The sequence below is a fragment of the Mesorhizobium sp. B1-1-8 genome (assembly GCF_006442795.2).
Taxonomy (GTDB): Bacteria; Pseudomonadota; Alphaproteobacteria; order Rhizobiales; family Rhizobiaceae; genus Mesorhizobium.
The window spans coordinates 2,933,801-2,949,964 of the sequence record NZ_CP083956.1; the positions used below are offsets into that span (position 1 = coordinate 2,933,801).

Here is a 16,164-nt window from a genome sequence, read left to right on the forward strand (position 1 = left end):
CATGTGGCGGCGGCAACTATAGCGGGAAAATCGTTCAAATTCGTCGTTGTGGGTTGGCGAATTTATCAAGGAGTGTGTGCTACTTAACGCACCTGCCGGTGAAACGATGGAAAGAAACCGCGTGATGGCGGGGGGCAATCAAAGGGGTTTGATCGCATGAAAAAGTTCGTTCTCATGGCAGCCGTTCTGGCAGCAGCGCTGCTTGGCACGTCATTCGCAAGCCGGGCGGCCACGCTGGTCGCCAACATCGACGTTTCGACGCAGACCATGACCGTCAGCAGATACGGCCAGGTGCTTTACCGTTGGGACGTATCGACCGCGCGCAAGGGTTATTTCACGCCGCGCGGCTCCTACCGACCGCAATGGACCGCCCGGATGTGGTATTCGCGCAAATACGACAACTCGCCGATGCCCTATTCGGTGTTCTTCCACGGCGGCTACGCCATCCACGGCACCGGCGCGGTGAGGTATCTCGGGCGCCCGGCCTCGCATGGTTGCGTGCGCCTGCACACGGCCAACGCTGCGACCTTCTATACGATGGTAAAGGAAGTCGGCTTCGGCAATACGCGGATCGTCGTCACAAACTGATCGCTTGTGAAACGCCGGTCTTTAGGATTGGCCGGTTGCTTCGGGTGACCGCCCGCGCTTGCGGCGGCGGCCACTGATTTCCCAGCGTTTGTGGAACCACATCCACTGGCCGGGGTCCTCGCGCACCCAGCGCTCGACAATATCGGCGAGCACCTGGGTGGTGGCATGGACGTCGACGCTGCCGCTTTCGGTGCGCGGCAAATCGAGCTTGTCCTCGATCTCGAGGCGGAACCGATTTCCCGGCAGCCTGACGCAACGGGCCGGATAGACGTCGCAATCATAGTGGCGGGCGAGCATGCCCAGCATCGGATTGCTCTGGCATGGACGGCCGAAGAAGGTCGTGTCCACGCCGCCGGAGAATTTCTGATCGACCAACACGCCGATGTTGCCGCCCTTTTCCAGGATGGCGGCAAGGGCGAAGGATGCGCCGGTGGAGGAAGGCAGCAGGCCACCCATCGATGAGCGGCGCGTCGAATGGATGTAGTCGGCGAGATAGGGGTTGTTGGGCGGACGAAACAGTGCCGTGATATTCATGCCGAAAGTGGCGGCGGCCACCGGCAGCAATTCGAAATTGCCGAGATGGCCGGTGAACAGGATATGCGGCTTCTTCTCGCCGGCGATCTCGGCGAAATGCTCGACGCCGCTGACTTCGACCCGGCCCGGCTTCGCGGCATTGGGATCAAAATCGAAGAGGGCGTCGAGAAAGATGTATTCGGCGGCAAGCCGGGCCATGTTGCCCCACATGTCGGACGCGATGGCCTCGATCTCGGCATCGCTCTTTTGCGGATAGGCAAGGCGCAGATTGTTCAACGCCACACGGTGACGCCCGACCATCGGGCCGATGCGGCGGGCGACGCGGTCGGCGAAATTGAGCGCCCGGTCCGGCGGCAAAAGGCGCAAGAGCGAGATCATCGCCATGGCGAGGCGGGCGACCAGCCAGTGTTCCATCTGGCGCAGCCGCCGACCGTAGCGGAACATGAAGTCCCGGCGGGCTTTTTTGAGCACCTTGCCGACCATTTTGCTTAAGAGACGCGCAGGATGATCTTGCCGAAGACGTCGCGGCCTTCCATGCGCTTCAGCGCGGCGTCGATATCGTCGAAACCGACCTCGGTATCGATGACAGGGGCGACGAGGCCGGCCGCCATCTTCTGCATGGCATCGGCCATGTTCTCCATGCGGCAGCCGAACGAGCCGAGCAGTTTCAGCTGCTGCTGAAAAAGCTGCATCAGATTGACCTGCGTCGACACGCCCGAGGTCGAGCCGCAGGTGACGAGCCGCCCGCCGCGTTTCAGGCACAGCATCGAGCCGGCAAAGGTGTCGGCGCCGACATGCTCGAAGACGACGTCGACGCCCTTCTTCCTGGTCAGCTTGCGCACGACGCCTTCGAAACGGTCCTCGCGGTAGTTGATGACATGGTCGGCGCCGAGCGCCCTGGCCTTGTCGATCTTGTCGTTCGAACCGACCGTGGTGATGACCGTGCAGCCCATCTTCTTCGCCAATTGGATTGCCGCACTGCCGATGCCGGAGCCGCCCGCGTGCACCAGGACAGTCTCGCCGGGCTCGAGTTTCGCATTGTCGAACAGCATGTGCTCGACGGTGCCGAAGGTGACGGGCGCGACCGCGGCGCCAATCTCGGTGACGCCGGGCGGAGCCGGCACCAGAAGGCGGGCAGGCAGGTTGATCTTTTCCTGCGCGAAGCCGTCGAGATGGAAGCCATGGACGCCGGAGACGTGCTCGCAGAGGTTGTCGCGGCCTTCGCGGCAGGCGCGGCAAAGGCCGCAGGTGCGCGCGCCATAGATCGACACCAATTGCCCCGGCAACAGGCCGGAGACGCCAGGACCGACCGCTTCGACCTCGCCGGAAGCCTCCGCCCCGACGACCAGAGGCAGCTTGCGCTTGGCAAAGGCCATGCCGCGCCAGCCCCAGACGTCGATATGGTTGAGCGCCACCGCCCGGATGCGCAGCGTCACTTCGCCGAGCGAAGGCGGCGGGGGAGGCGGCAGGTCCACCGTTTCAAGCCGGCGGTCCTCGATAAGTTGCAAAGCGCGCATTGGGCCTGTCAGTTTTGTCGAGCGGAAAAGGCTCGCTTAGACCGGTTCCCGCGCCATGACAAGGCAGGTGTTCTGGCCGCCGAAGCCGAAGGAATTCGACAGAACCGTGCCGACTTCGGCGTTGCGCTTGCTGTTCGGCACGACGTCGAGCACGATCGCCGGATCGGGATTGTCGTAATTGATCGTCGGCGGAATGACGCTTTCGCGCATCGTCATCAGCGAGAAAGCGGCCTCGACCGCGCCGGCCGCCGAGAGCGTGTGGCCGATCATCGACTTGTTCGACGAGATCGGCATCGAGCCGATGCGCTCGCCGAAGACGGTCGACAGCGACAGATGCTCCATCTTGTCGTTTTCCGGCGTCGAGGTGCCGTGTGCGTTGACATAGTCGATCTCGTCTTCGCCGAGGCCGGCATCGGCCAGCGCTGCGCGGACCGCCGCGATCGCCGGCGAACCGTCGGGCTTGGAACGGGTGCGGTGGAAATCGTCGGCCTTTTCGCCGCAGCCGCGCATGATGCCGAGGATGGTGGCGCCGCGGGCAAGGGCCGCTTCCAGCGATTCCAGAACAAGCGCGCCGGAGCCTTCGGCCAGCACGAAGCCGTCGCGGTCCTTGGAGAACGGCTTTGACGCCTTCTCAGGGATATCGTTGTGGGTGGAAAGCGCCGACAGCAGCGAGAAGCGGATCAGCGCCTCGGCGGTGGCGGAGCCGTCGGCGCCGATCGACAGCGCCTTGTCGCATTCGCCGCGGCGGATGGCCTCGACGCCGAGCTGGATGGCGGTGGCGCCGGAGGCACAGGCCGTCGAGAGCGTGATCGGCAGGCCGCGCGTGCCGAAGCGGTCGGCCAACCTGTCGGCGATCGAGCCGAACTGCGTGGTCTCGAAAACGTCGAGCTCCTTCAGCGCGCGGGCCACGCGCAGCAGCCGCTCGGCGCCGGCATCCTGCTTGTCGGAATTGTAGAGCGAAAAGCGGTCGGCCCAGTCGAGCTCGACCGGCGGCGAGGCCAGGAACAGCGGTCCGCCGAATTCACTGGAATCAAGACCAGCTTCCGAGACCGCCTCCTGCGCCGCCGTTTCCGCCAGCTCATAGGTAAGGGGGCTTGCGCCCCTGGAACTCGAGGGGAGGAAGTCGACCATGCCCGAAATGCGGGTGTTCAGGTGATCGACCGGAAAGCGGGTGATCGGATGGATGCCGGACTTGCCCGAGGTCAGCGCCGCCCAATTGTCAGCCTTGCCGACGCCGAGCGACGTCACCACGCCGATGCCGGTCACGGCAACGATCGGCCTGCCCATGTGGTCTGTGAGATTGGCCATGTTTTGTCCTGACAATATCGATCGCAGCTCAGGCCGCCTTGATCAGCCCCATGCCCTCGAATTGGTGATAGCCGATCGCCGTTGCAAGAACGGTTTCGGGAACGCCGCCAAACGGCTTTTCCGCCGTGGCGTCGAAAGCGGGATAACCTGCTTTGCGGTCGACGGCCATCGCGGCGAGCGCCACGGCAAAAGGAAATTGTGCTTCCTTGATATGGCCGGTCAATGTCGAGAAGGCGCGCGCGGCGAGCCCGGGATTGGCGTCGAGCGCCGCTTTCTCGGCAGCCGTGGCGGCATGGGCGCCGGAGGCACCCGATATGGTCAGCAATTCGCCGGCGGGCAGCGCTGCCTGTTCTAATAGCGCGGCGATCGCGGTGTCCAGCTCGCCATGCCGGCGCCTGGCGCGGCCGGAAACAACCGGGCCGAGTTCGGCGTAGATCTTGCGGCCGCGGCTTTGCGCATGCCCGCGCTGCTCTAGTACCAGGAAGGCGCCGCCGGATCCCGTCACCACGCCGCCGCCTTCAGCGCCTTGCCGCTGCCAGATCGGCTTCCAGGCGCCGCGATGCAGATAGCCGGCGAGCTCGTAGCCGAGCAGCATGTCGGAATGTTCGGTCTGGAAGGCGCCGCCGACCAGGACATGGGTCGACTGGCCGGAGCGGATGCGGGCGGCGGCCGTCTCGACGGCAGCGACGCCGGCGCCCTCCTCGCCCATGAAGGTGCGGGAGGAACCGGTGACCTTGTGGACGATCGAAATGTTGCCGGCGAGCAGGTTCGAAAGCTGGGCCAGAAACAGCGTCGGCCGCAATTCCGTCGTGAGCTTCTCGTTGAGCAGCACGTCGCGGTCGTTGCGGCTTTCGGAAGCGGCGAGAATGGCGGCATCGACGGCTTCGTCACGTTCGCCGCCGCCGGCAGCCACCACCATGTCCATGGTGGCGCAGAGCTCGTCATTGCCCTTGATGCCGGCGTCGTCAAGCGCCAGACCGGCGGCATAGGTGCCGAGCCGCTGCCAGGTTTCCATCTGGCGCTGGTCGCCGCGCTTGGCGATCTGCAGGTTCCAGTCGATCGCGGGCAGGGGATGGATGGTGTAGGGCGCAAAGCGCGCGGCCTCGAGCACCGGCTCGAGGCCCGGCTGGGTGAGCTTCTGCCAGTGCGCATCAGGACCCTCTCCCAGCGAAGAGACAAGGCCGATGCCGGTGATGACGACGTCGTGGGAGCTCATGGGCGGCTGTTGTGGGTCAGTCGGCAAGGCGCGTCAAGATTGCGCCGAGTTGCCTCAGGCGGCCTTGGCCGCAACCAGCGCGTCGATCTTGGCGCAGAGGTTCTTCATGACGAAATAGTCGTCGGTCGAGGCCTTGCCGTCATTGACCTCTTGCGTCCACTTTTCCAGCGGCACCTTGATGCCGAATTCCTTGTCGATGGCAAAGACGATGTCGAGGAAATCGAGGCTGTCGATGCCGAGATCGTCGATGGTGTGGCTTTCGGGCGTGATGGTGTCGATATCGATCTCGCTGGTGTCGGCAATAATCTTGGCGACTTTCTCGAACGTGGTGGACAAGGGCTCTTCCTTCGGTTGCGGGCGGAATCTGTCCGCATCTTGTTTGGGCGCTGTCTAATCGGTTTTTCCGGGCAGGAAAAGGCCGAATGCGCCGCGCGCAAATGGGATGCCGGGTCTGTGAACGCAAGAAGGGCCGCCGGTCGGCCCGGCGGCCCTTCCCATCACGTCATGTCAGCTCAGCTGTCGCGGAGCTTGACTAGGTCGTTCAGCAGCCCGCCCGTCCCGTTGTGGACGGTCAGGCGCTCGACCTTGCCGGCGATGGCCTCCAGAGCCTCGAGCTCCTTCAGCCGCAGCATCACCGGGTTCTCGGCCATCACCTTGGCCGTGTTGAGCAGCGAACGCGTGGCGTTCGTCTCCTCGCGGCGGCGGATGACGTTGGCCTCGGCCTGCTTTTCGGCCGAAACCACCTGGTTGAGGATTTCGCGCATCTCGCCCGGCAGGATGACATCCTTGAGCGCGATATCGCTGACTTCGACGCCGATCGCGGCCATGTCGGCACGCACCTTGGCCGCCGCCTCTTCGTCGACCGTCACCTTCTTTTCAAGGATCTGGTCGAGGGTGAGCGCGCCAAGCGTCTTGCGGAAGGCGTACTGCAGGGCGCGGTAGAGGGCTTCCGTGAAGTCCTTCACCGTGCTCACCGCCTTGACCGGATCGACGACCCGGTATTCGGCGGCGATGTTGACGCGGATCGTCACGCGATCCTTGGTCAGCACTTCCTGCCCGGCGACATCGAGCGACTGGCGCTTGATGTCGACGACCTTCACCTGGACCATGCGTCCGACGTTCCAGAAGGCGTGCACGCCCGCGGCAAGCGTGCGGGCGAACACGCCGTCGACGAACAGCAGTCCGACCTGGCCGTCCACGACCGGATGCAGGAACATCAGTTCCGTCTTCCGGGCCTGGCCGATCCGGCGCATGACCGCCGGATCGATGGCGAGATCGGCCGACGTGTCGACCAGCGTCACCTTCCACGGTCCGGCATCCGTCCACAGCACGAGCTTGCGGTCCGGCGCCAGCACGGCATGCAGGTTGCCGTCCCGCTCGATGACGGCGACGTCCGTGCGCCCGGTGCGAACGACGGTGAAATGACGCGCGGCCACGGCCGGGAGCTTGTCGAACAACGCCTTCTCGTATGCCGAAACGAATTCCGGGTTCTTCAGGTCGTGCCTGGACACTTCCAGGTTGCCGCGCCGGTTGGCGAGCCAATGTTCGCCCGGCATCAGAACAGCCTGGATCTCACCCTTGTAGAGGGCGACGGCACGCTCATTTTCCTTAACAAGGACGCGCTGGCGTCCAAGAACCTTTTCGAGAATGGTCTTCATTGTCTTACTCCTGTCGGGCATGGCCCCATGCGAGGCGTCACGTCATGCGTCGATCGTCCTTTCGTTTCTCGTTTCCTTTTCCCGGCACGAATGATCCGGAGACCGGTGGCATTTGCACACGGCGGGCCTTCGGGAGCGGATCGCGGGACGGCAAAGCGGGCGCCGGAGGCCGAAGCCTCCTTTGCCGGCACCGCCGCGCCTTGATCGTCACCGCGGGCCTAGCCGCGAGCCGATGGCGCAAGACACCGCCGCCCGGCGAGGCCGAAGCCCCTGCCGTCCGTAGAGTCCTCGCATTCCGGTCCCCGGACCGTTTTTTCGAATAACACCGTAAAAGGGTGCCTTGGCTTACCAGGCCAAATGGAGAAGGATTCGAACCTTCGGCCGTCAGATTATGAGTCTGATGCTCTACCCAACTGAGCTATCCGTGTCGTGGGTGTGGGAATTGAACCCTGCCTCCGGACCCAAATCCGGCGCTCTCCATGAGCTACACCCGCAATCCCAACACCCGAAACGGCGCCGTACACAGCGCGGCAGAGCCGTCTGCGCGGGCGGAGGCGAAAGCTCCAGCCGTTGTGCTCGCTTCGGTTTTCGTGACCGGGAGCGCGCCTATAGACCCTGCGACGGGTTGTCGCAAGCGGCATTGTCGCGGCAGATTTGCGGCTTCTTTCCGCTGTGACATTTCGGCACCAATTTCATCGGTCACAGCCTTGTTTGTACCAATGTACCATGATAACAAGCGTTATGGTTATAGAACGTATACAGACTGGCGTGCGCCTGGAGAAAAGGCTTGTGAAAGTGCTCAAGGCTCTGGCCGAGCATCACGACATGAGTCTTGGCGAGCTCATCGAGGGCATCGTGTTGCATGCTTTCGAGGGGCGAGCGCCGTTTTCACCGGCGACACTCGAGACAATCGATCAGCTGAAGCGCATCTACGGGCTGGAGCTCCGCGCGGCGGATAGCCACCAGTTGACGGAAATAATGGAGGAGTCCGGTGACGAGCCATCTTGAGCGCAGCCACAGGATCGATCTTGCAGGTCCTGTCGAGCGCGTCTTTCCATTGTTCACGCCCATGGGAGAAAAGCTGTGGGTCGATGGCTGGAATCCTGAATTTCTGCATCCGCGAGACGGCGAGACGCAAGAAGGGATGGTGTTCCGGACCGGCCACGGTGACGAGCTCACGCTTTGGGCTTGCACGGATTGGCAGCCGAAAGAACACTTTGTGCGCTATGCCAGGGTGACGCCGGGATCGCGTTTCGGATTTGTCGAAGTAACCTGTCTTGATAAAGGCCCGGACGGCACGCAGGCTTCCATCGCCTATGCGTTCACGGCGCTCGGTGAGCAGGGACAATCGTATCTGTCGAAGCTGACCGAGGATGCCTTCAGGGATATGATCGAAACGTGGAAGGTCGAGATCAACGCCTGGCTATTGAAAAATGGGATGGCCAGCCACCACGCCTAGTCAGAACGTGACCCGTCCGAGTACCTTGAGGCCGTCGCCCTGCGGTTCGACGATCACCGCTTCGCCCTCGCGCGGCGCGATGCCGGTGAGCGCGACGATGTTTTCCAGATGCGTGACCATCACCAGGTTGTCAGAGCCGGAATAGTTGCGGATCTCCTTCATGACGGCCTCGAGCTGGGCGGCCTTCTCTTCCGGATCGGTCTTGAGCAGGTCGAGCGGCGCGAAGGGCTGCGGCTCGTCCTCGAAGGCGATACGCGCGGTATCGAGGCAGCGGCAGTAGCGGCTGGAGAGCACACGCTCGATAGGCGCCGCGCGTGCCGCGAACAAGGCGCCGATCCGGCCCGCCTGCTGCTTGCCGCGCTCCGACAGGTTGAGTTGGGTAATGCAGCTGTCGATGTTGAAATTGGCGGGATCGGTTGTACCGGTGACCAGCGCATGGCGAAGCAGCACGACATGGCCGCCGTCGCGCAGCAGCGCCCAGCCCGCATCGGTTGCGTGGGCAAGGCTCGGAACGGCAAGAAGGAAAAGCGCAAGGGCAAGTCGCAGCATCGGGAGTCCTTGTGGCGGCCCGAGAGGCCCGGACCATCGTTGGCATATAGGGATCGCAAAGCCGCCTGAAAGACAAGCAGAGGAAGCGGTGGACGGGCGCAAAGCCGTTCCGCGGAGCGATTGCCCCGCCGTCGGGGCTCGCCTATCACGGGAAAAATGTCACCGCTTGTGGAAACAGTCCTGTTCGTCTTCAGTCTGGTCGCATTCGGCTATCTCGCCGGGTTCACAGGCTACCTCAAGCCGGCGAGCGGCGAGGGCATAGCCGAATTCGCCGTCAACGTGGCGATGCCGCTGCTTCTGTTCCAGACGATGGTGAAGTCGGATTTCCACGGCGTCGCGCCGTGGTCATTGTGGGGCGCCTATTTTGCGGCCGTCGCCATCACCTGGGCCGCCGGTCATCTGCTGACAACGCGTGTGTTTGGGCGCGATGCCCGCGCCGGCATCGTCGGCGGTGTGTCTTCTGCCTATTCCAATATCGTGCTGCTCGGCGCGCCGTTCATCCTCGGCGTCTTCGGGCAGGACGGGTTCGAGGTGCTGTCGCTTTTGGTCTCGGTTCACCTGCCGATCATGATGATGGCCTCGATTATCCTGTTCGAGATGTTCGGGCGAAGCGGCGGCGAACCAGTCCATCCGTTGCGTGTCATCAGAAGCTTCCTCAAGCGGCTGTTCGTCAACCCGCTGATCATCGGCATCCTGGCGGGACTTGCCTGGCGCCTCACCGGCGCTCCGCTGCCGGATCTTGTCGAGCGGCTCGTCGATGCGCTGGCCGGCACGGCGGGACCGGTGGCGCTGTTTGCCATGGGTTTCAGCCTGCGCCGCTTCGGCATCTCCGGCAACGTCCGGCCGGCGCTGGCGCTGTCGGCGCTCAAATTGTTCCTGATGCCGGCGATGGTGCTGGCACTCGTCTGGCTGCTCGGCCTGCCGCCGCTGACGGCGAAGGTCGCGGTGGTCGTGGCGGCGCTGCCTTCGGGCATCAATTCCTATCTCATCGCCGTCCAGTTCAACACCGGCCAGGCGCTGGCGTCGAACCAGATGACGATCGCAACGGCAAGCGCGGTGCTGACCACGTCCTTCTGGCTGACGGTTGTCGTCCATGTGTTTGGATAACGGGCGGAACGGCCCAACCGCTCTCGCCTTTGCTGGCCCAACCCCTATATGCCATCATGCGATTGCTTGCCGGGCTTTCCCTCGGTAAGAGCAACGTGGCAGCGTGGCCACGTGCACGCTCATCGAAATTTCCAGAAAAACGGCCGATCAGCGCGCCGGACGGAGGCCAGACCATGCTTCAGAAAACCAGCCATTTCATGCGCCAGGCCAATCTCATCAAGGGCGAATGGGTGCAGGCCGACAGCGGACAGACGGTCGACGTCAACAATCCAGCCACGGGCCTCAAGATCGGCACCGTGCCGAAGTCCGGCAGGGCCGAAACCCGCCGCGCCATCGAGGCGGCCGAGGAAGCCTTCAAGAGCTGGCGCAAGACCACCGCGCTGGAGCGCTCGAAGCTTTTGCGCAAGCTGCACGATGCGATGATGGACAATCAGGATGTGCTGGCCGAGCTGCTCACCATCGAGCAGGGCAAGTCGCTGTTTGAATCGAAAGGCGAGATCGGCTCGGCCGCGGGCTACATCCTGTGGTTCGCCGAGGAGGGGCGCCGCACCTATGGCGACATCGTGCCGTCGCCCTGGGGCGACCGCCGCATCCTGGTGACCAAAGAGCCGGTCGGCGTCATCGCCGCCATCACGCCGTGGAATTTCCCGTCCTCGATGCTGGCCCGCAAGCTCGGTCCCGCACTTGCCGCCGGTTGCACGGCCGTGGTCAAGCCGGCCTCGCAGACGCCGTATTCGGGGCTCGCCTGGGGCGCGCTGGCCGAGGAAGTCGGCTTCCCCAAGGGCGTCATCAACATCCTGACGGGCTCGGCCGCCGAGATCGGCGACGAGATCTGCGCCAATCCGCTGGTCAAGAAGATCACCTTCACCGGCTCGACCGAGGTCGGCAAGATCCTGATCCAGAAATCGTCGACGACGGTCAAGAAAGTGTCGATGGAGCTCGGCGGCAATGCGCCGTTCCTGGTCTTCGACGATGCCGACATCGATCGTGCCGTCACCGGCGCCATCACCGCAAAATACCGCAATTCCGGCCAGACCTGCGTGTGCACCAACCGCTTCCTCGTCCAGGCCGGCATCTACGACAAATTCGTCGAGAAGCTTGTCGTTGCCAGCAACAATCTCAAGGTCGGTTCCGGCCTGGAAGAGGGCGTGCAGCAGGGACCGCTGATCGACGAGAAGGCGGTCGAGAAGGTCGAGGAATTCATCGCCGATGCGACGTCGAAGGGCGGCAAGGTCGTCGCCGGCGGCAAGCGCCATGCGCTCGGCGGCTCGTTCTTCCAGCCGACCGTCATCGCCGACGCGACTCCTGGGATGCGCTTCATGAAAGAAGAGATTTTTGGGCCGATCGCGCCGGTGTTCAAATTCGAGACCGAGGAAGAGGCTGTAGCGCTCGCCAACGACACCGAGTTCGGCCTTGCCGCCTATTTCTACACCGGCGACCTCGGCCGCGCTTTCCGCGTCATGGAAGGGCTGAAATACGGGATGGTCGGAGTCAATGAAGGCCTGATCACCACACCCGAGGCGCCGTTCGGCGGCGTCAAGGAATCCGGCCTCGGCAAGGAAGGCGGACATCAGGGCATCGAGGACTATCTCGATACCAAATATGTCTGCATCGGCGGCCTCGGCCTCTGATTGCGGTGCGCGATTGGGGCAGGCGGCCAGCCTGCCCTTGACAGCGTTGGGCCGGCCGGCCGAAGTCCACGGATCAACGAACTGACTTTTCGGGCACAGCGATGAAGGATGGCGAGGTCTTCGGCACGACGCAGGCGGGCGAACCCGTTCGCCGCTTCACCATTCGCGGTGGCGGCATCACCGCCAGCATCATCGGACTCGGCGCCATCGTCCAGGATCTGCGGCTCGCCGGCCATGACGCGCCGCTGGTGCTGGGCTATGACCGTTTCGAGCCCTACGAGACCGACCGCGCCTTCTTCGGCGCAATTGTCGGCCGCTATGCCAACCGCATTCGCGACGGGCGTTTCACCATCGCCGGCAATCGCTACCAGACGGAGCGAAATTTCCTCGGCAAGCACACGCTGCATGGCGGCTCGGAAGGTTATTTCCACCGGCCCTGGACCGTTTCGCTGCATGGCCGCGACTTCGTCACGCTGACGCTGCACGATCCCGACGGCACAATGGGCTTTCCCGGCGCGCTCGACGTCACCTGCACCTACCGGCTGAAGATCCCCGGCACGCTCAGCATGGAGCTGACCGCCACCTGCGAGGAGCCGACGCTCTGCAACCTGGCGCAGCATTCCTATTTCAATCTCGATGACGGCGGCGAGGGCGACATCCTCGACCACCGGCTGATGCTCAACGCCGGCGCCTATACGCCCGTCGATGCCGAGATGATCCCGACCGGCGCGGTGAAGCCGGTCGACGGCACGCCGTTCGATTTCCGCCAGGCGCGGCCGCTGCGCATGGAAACGGAAGGCGAGCAGCTTCCCTACGATCTCAATTTCTGCATGGCCTCGACCCGTGGGCCGCTCCACCAGGCGGCCTGGGTGCAAGGTGCCGCCTCCGGCGTCGAGATGGAGGTCTGGACCACCGAGCCCGGTCTGCAGCTCTATATCGGCCAGCATGTCGCGCCGACCTCGCCGGGGCTAGGCGGGCGCCGCTACAAGGCGTTCTCAGGTTTGTGCCTCGAGGCACAGACCTGGCCGGATGCTCCGAACCGGCCCTATTTCCCGCAGGCGACGCTGTGGCCGGGGCAGATCTACCATCAGGTGACGGAATACAGGTTCCGACTTCCCTAGATCGGTTCACCCTTTCACGGAAAGGCTGAACCGCTCCATCTTTTTGTTTGACGCAATTCCGGACGGAAAACCGCTTCACACTTTCCTGGAATTGCTTCTGGGGCGATCCAATGTTCGATCGGACGTTCAAGCCGCTGCTGGCCTTTGTCTTTGCGCAATTCTGGGCGGAAAGTCGGCTGGGACTTTCCCCCGAAGTGCTCCGGGATCTTCGGAACCTCAGCGCTCGAACGCCGCCTGCAGCATCTCGAACGGTGCCAGAGCCCCGCGCACCTGCACGACGGCCGCAGCGACACGATGCGCGCGCGTCGCTGCTACCGCAGTGGCGTGGCCGGCGAGACGGGCGGCGAGATAGGCGCCATTGAAGGAATCGCCGGCGCCGGTGGTATCAACGGGTGCGGCGACATGGATTGCCGGGATGTCCTGCAGCGCTCCGTTCCCGGCAATCAGCGCCGGCGCTTCGCCGTTCTTGACGACCACTTCGCCGACGAATTGTCTCAGACGCCGCGCCGTCGCTTGCGGCGACTGATCGCCGAACAGCATCTGCTCGTCGGGGAAGGTCGGCAGCGCGATATCGGTAACGGCAAGCGCCGCAAGCATCGCGGCTTGCGCCTTCTCGCGGTCCTGCCAGAGTCGTGGACGATAGTTGGGATCGAAAGCAATGAGGGAACCTGCGGCGCGAGCCGCCGCAACGGCTGCAAGCAAGGTCTTGCGCGACGCGTCGTCCAGAATTGCCAGGGTGATTCCGGAAAAATAGACAAGCGCCTGGCTTGAAAGGCTTTTCGCCAGCGCCGCGGGATCGGAAGCCAGCTGGCGCGCGGCTGCGTCGCTTCGCCAATAGGTGAACGCGCGTTCGGCACCTGTCAGCGTGATGGCGTAAAGGCCGGGCCGGGCGCCGGCTATGATCGGGCTGCTGCCGATGCCGATGCCGTTTTGGGCGAAGAACTCGATCTGGTCGCGCGAGAACGGATCGTCGCCGAAGGCCGAGACATAGGTCGCCGGCCGGTTCGGGCTCAGGGCATGCAGGGCCCACAGCGTGTTGAAGGTATCGCCGGCAAAGCCCATGCGCCAGTTCGCGCCGGCCTGGCCCGACAGTTCGAGCATGCATTCGCCGATCGACGCGACACCTAATGCGGCCATGCAACTTTCCTCCTGAAAACTTTGTTGCTGTAGCTTTTTGCAAACGGCAGCGCCATGCTTGGCGAAGGCCGTTTTTTGCGCCAGAAGCGATTTCCCACAGGCGGGGCGGGATGCGACATGCGGCCCGTGACGTTATCAGCCGAAGAGGAACCGGTTTGGCATCGATATGGCGTTACATTCTCGTGGCTCTCGGTCTGGCTGCCCTGCTGGTTGGCATCCTGGCCGTCGTCTATCTGACGGCGCCACATTCGGCGCAAGTCGCAGGTCCCGACACGTCGCGCTCGAAGAAGACGGCGGCCGGACTGTTCGTCGCCGGCTTCGAGCCCGAACATGGCGTCATCCGGCAAGGCGAATTGCAGTCCTGGCTGCTGACGCTGAAGACCGCCGCCGGCGCGCCGGTGGAGGGCGCGGCGATCACTGTCTCCGGCGGCATGCCGCAGCACAATCACGGCCTGCCGACCAGCCCGCAGGCGACCGACTATCTCGGCGACGGACGCTACCGTATCGACGGCGTGAAATTCACCATGGGCGGCTGGTGGCAATTGCGCTTCGCCATTTCGGCGGCGGCGGGCTCAGATTCCGTCGTCTTCAACATCGTGCTGTGAGCGGCCGATGAGGCGTCTTGCCACCATCACAGGCCTGCTCGCCCTGATGGCGCTCGCCCTGCTCGGCGGCTGCGGCAAGCCGCAGTTCAGCGATGCCGAGAAGAAGACCATCGCCTCGCTGGCGCTGAACACGCTGCCGGCGCTCAAGGCGGACACCACCAACCAGTATGCCGATGTGCCGGCTGCGGCGGCGCTCGGATCGACGTTGTTCTTCGATGCCGGCATGAGCCACGACGGCACGGTCTCTTGCTCGACCTGTCACAAGATCGACCGCCAGTTCCAGGACGACCTGCCGCAGGCCGTCGGCGTCGGTCGCACCAACCGCCGTACCATGCCGCTGGCTGGCGTGGCGCACGATCCGTGGTTCTTCTGGGACGGCAGGCGCGACAGCCTGTGGGCGCAGGCGCTGACGCCGCTCGAAAATCCGCTGGAGCAGGCGGGAAACCGCGCCGCCTTCGCGCATTACATCAAGAAGCGGTTCGGCGAGCGCTATGAACGCATTTTTGGGCCGCTGCCGGATCTTTCAACGGTGCCGGCCAATGCCAGCCCGCTCGGCAGCGATGCCGAGAAGGCGGCGTGGAGCGCCATGCCCATTGGCCAGCAAGAGGCGGTCAATCGCGTCTATGCCAATATCGGCAAAGCGATCGCCGCCTTCGAGCGGTCGATCGAGCCGCAGCAGACGCGCTTCGACCGCTTCGCGATCGACCTCGCGACTGGCAGCGAGCCAACCGGCGACGCCGTTTTCTCGGCGCAAGAGATGCTCGGGCTCAAGCTGTTCATCGGCAAGGCCAACTGCGTCACCTGCCATAACGGACCGCGCTTCACCGACGACAGTTTCCACAACACCGGCGTGCCGCCGGTCAAGGATCTGCCGCCGGACCGCGGCCGAGCCGATGCGGTGGCGCAAGTCCAGGCCGATCCTTTCAACTGTTTCGGCGAATTCCGCGATGGCGACGCCAGCGCCTGCCGCGAACTGCGCTTCATGGTCAAGGACGGCCCGCAACTGACGCGCGCCTATAAAACGCCGTCGCTCAGGGGCGTGGCCACGCGGCCGCCTTACATGCATGCCGGGCAGTTTTCCTCGCTCGACGAGGTTGTGGCGCACTACACGAAAGCGGCACCGAGCGTCGAGGGCGCCTCGGAGGTCCACCCGCTCGATCTGTCCGATCGCGAGCGCGCCGCGCTGGTGGCGTTTCTCAAGACACTGTCGGAGTGAGTTAGCGGTCCTTCACCGTCTCCATGGCCACGAAGGTCGAGGTCTGGGCGACGTGGGGGAGGGCCGAGATGCGCTCACCGAGCACGCGGCGATAGGCGGCGATGTCGGTGGTGCGGACCTTCAGCAGATAGTCGAAGCTCGACGCCATCATATGGCATTGCTCGATCTCCGGCACGGCTTGCACCGCACGGTTGAAGGCGTCCAGCGCCGCCGAGCGGGTGTCGGACAATTTCACCTGGACGAAGGCGACATGGCCTTCGCCCATGCGCTCGCGGTCGATGATGGCCCGATAGCCCCGGATAAAACCGTCTTTCTCCAGCCGCTTCACGCGCGCCTGCACCGGCGTCTTCGACAGGCCGACCTTGGCCGCCAGTTCGGACATCGAAAGCCTGCCGTCGCGCCCGAGCGCGGACAGGATGTTACGGTCGATGCGGTCCAATTGGTCTTCTATCATCGGTCTGGTGGTCAAAGTGATGGGAATTGATCCTATATCATAGTCCAAATAGACTGCTCTGACG

Annotated in this window: 17 protein-coding genes and 1 tRNA gene; 8 read left to right on the forward strand and 10 right to left on the reverse strand. The window is 63.9% G+C overall.

Annotation, left to right across the window (positions count from 1 at the left end; genetic code table 11):
• The first annotated feature begins 156 nt into the window (after positions 1 to 156).
• On the forward strand, positions 157 to 588 hold the full coding sequence (locus tag FJ974_RS14235) for a L,D-transpeptidase (protein ID WP_140537405.1): 432 nt from the start codon (positions 157 to 159) through the stop codon (positions 586 to 588).
• A gap of 21 nt (positions 589 to 609) precedes the next feature.
• On the opposite strand, the gene FJ974_RS14240 is transcribed toward FJ974_RS14235, so the two are convergent.
• From FJ974_RS14240 to FJ974_RS14270, 7 genes are all read right to left on the reverse strand, one after another.
• Positions 610 to 1,605 (reverse strand): lipid A biosynthesis lauroyl acyltransferase, encoded by a 996-nt coding sequence (locus tag FJ974_RS14240; RefSeq protein ID WP_140537403.1) that lies wholly within the window; start codon positions 1,603 to 1,605, stop codon positions 610 to 612.
• Between the two features lie 5 nt (positions 1,606 to 1,610).
• Positions 1,611 to 2,639, reverse strand: coding sequence for a zinc-binding dehydrogenase (locus FJ974_RS14245; protein WP_140537402.1), 1,029 nt, complete (start codon positions 2,637 to 2,639; stop codon positions 1,611 to 1,613).
• Between the two features lie 36 nt (positions 2,640 to 2,675).
• Positions 2,676 to 3,947: a beta-ketoacyl-ACP synthase gene (locus tag FJ974_RS14250; RefSeq protein WP_140537400.1), complete on the reverse strand. Its 1,272-nt coding sequence runs from the start codon at positions 3,945 to 3,947 to the stop codon at positions 2,676 to 2,678.
• A 28-nt stretch (positions 3,948 to 3,975) separates the two neighbouring features.
• Positions 3,976 to 5,163: a beta-ketoacyl-ACP synthase gene (locus FJ974_RS14255; RefSeq protein ID WP_140537398.1), complete on the reverse strand. Its 1,188-nt coding sequence runs from the start codon at positions 5,161 to 5,163 to the stop codon at positions 3,976 to 3,978.
• A gap of 54 nt (positions 5,164 to 5,217) precedes the next feature.
• Positions 5,218 to 5,499 carry an acyl carrier protein gene (locus FJ974_RS14260; protein ID WP_027167184.1) on the reverse strand — a complete coding sequence of 94 codons (282 nt, stop codon included), beginning with the start codon at positions 5,497 to 5,499 and terminating at the stop codon, positions 5,218 to 5,220.
• 176 nt (positions 5,500 to 5,675) lie between these two features.
• Positions 5,676 to 6,821, reverse strand: a complete 1,146-nt coding sequence (locus FJ974_RS14265) for a slipin family protein (protein WP_181177253.1) — start codon at positions 6,819 to 6,821, stop codon at positions 5,676 to 5,678.
• Between the two features lie 358 nt (positions 6,822 to 7,179).
• Positions 7,180 to 7,245 (reverse strand) — tRNA-Ile (locus tag FJ974_RS14270).
• Positions 7,246 to 7,610: 365 nt separating this feature from the next.
• Here FJ974_RS14270 and FJ974_RS14275 point away from each other — a divergent pair.
• Complete coding sequence (locus FJ974_RS14275; RefSeq protein WP_226891258.1) at positions 7,611 to 7,829, forward strand: hypothetical protein; 219 nt, start codon at positions 7,611 to 7,613, stop codon at positions 7,827 to 7,829.
• Positions 7,813 to 8,280 (forward strand): SRPBCC family protein, encoded by a 468-nt coding sequence (locus FJ974_RS14280; RefSeq protein ID WP_140537395.1) that lies wholly within the window; start codon positions 7,813 to 7,815, stop codon positions 8,278 to 8,280. The genes FJ974_RS14275 and FJ974_RS14280 overlap by 17 nt, the downstream gene beginning before the upstream one ends.
• Here the strand turns inward: FJ974_RS14280 and FJ974_RS14285 are convergent, their stop codons facing one another.
• On the reverse strand, positions 8,281 to 8,829 hold the full coding sequence (locus FJ974_RS14285; RefSeq protein WP_140537393.1) for a histidine phosphatase family protein: 549 nt from the start codon (positions 8,827 to 8,829) through the stop codon (positions 8,281 to 8,283). It lies immediately after the preceding gene.
• 156 nt (positions 8,830 to 8,985) lie between these two features.
• Here FJ974_RS14285 and FJ974_RS14290 point away from each other — a divergent pair, with 156 nt between their 5' ends.
• From FJ974_RS14290 to FJ974_RS14300, 3 genes are all read left to right on the forward strand, one after another.
• Complete coding sequence (locus FJ974_RS14290; protein WP_140537391.1) at positions 8,986 to 9,936, forward strand: AEC family transporter; 951 nt, start codon at positions 8,986 to 8,988, stop codon at positions 9,934 to 9,936.
• 173 nt (positions 9,937 to 10,109) lie between these two features.
• The gene (locus tag FJ974_RS14295) at positions 10,110 to 11,567 is read left to right on the forward strand and encodes an NAD-dependent succinate-semialdehyde dehydrogenase (protein WP_140537390.1); all 1,458 of its coding nucleotides are present in this window, start codon (positions 10,110 to 10,112) and stop codon (positions 11,565 to 11,567) included.
• A 101-nt stretch (positions 11,568 to 11,668) separates the two neighbouring features.
• Positions 11,669 to 12,688 carry an aldose epimerase family protein gene (locus FJ974_RS14300; RefSeq protein WP_140537388.1) on the forward strand — a complete coding sequence of 340 codons (1,020 nt, stop codon included), beginning with the start codon at positions 11,669 to 11,671 and terminating at the stop codon, positions 12,686 to 12,688.
• A gap of 216 nt (positions 12,689 to 12,904) precedes the next feature.
• On the opposite strand, the gene FJ974_RS14305 is transcribed toward FJ974_RS14300, so the two are convergent.
• Positions 12,905 to 13,825 (reverse strand): sugar kinase, encoded by a 921-nt coding sequence (locus FJ974_RS14305; RefSeq protein WP_140537386.1) that lies wholly within the window; start codon positions 13,823 to 13,825, stop codon positions 12,905 to 12,907.
• Between the two features lie 155 nt (positions 13,826 to 13,980).
• On the opposite strand from FJ974_RS14305, the gene FJ974_RS14310 reads away from it, so the two are divergent.
• A complete protein-coding gene (locus FJ974_RS14310) occupies positions 13,981 to 14,430 on the forward strand; it encodes a FixH family protein (RefSeq protein ID WP_140537385.1) in 450 nt (149 codons plus the stop codon).
• Between the two features lie 7 nt (positions 14,431 to 14,437).
• On the forward strand, positions 14,438 to 15,646 hold the full coding sequence (locus FJ974_RS14315) for a cytochrome-c peroxidase (RefSeq protein WP_140537383.1): 1,209 nt from the start codon (positions 14,438 to 14,440) through the stop codon (positions 15,644 to 15,646).
• Between the two features lies 1 nt (position 15,647).
• Here the strand turns inward: FJ974_RS14315 and FJ974_RS14320 are convergent, their stop codons facing one another.
• Complete coding sequence (locus tag FJ974_RS14320; RefSeq protein WP_140537459.1) at positions 15,648 to 16,100, reverse strand: Lrp/AsnC family transcriptional regulator; 453 nt, start codon at positions 16,098 to 16,100, stop codon at positions 15,648 to 15,650.
• Between the last annotated feature and the right edge of the window lie 64 nt (positions 16,101 to 16,164).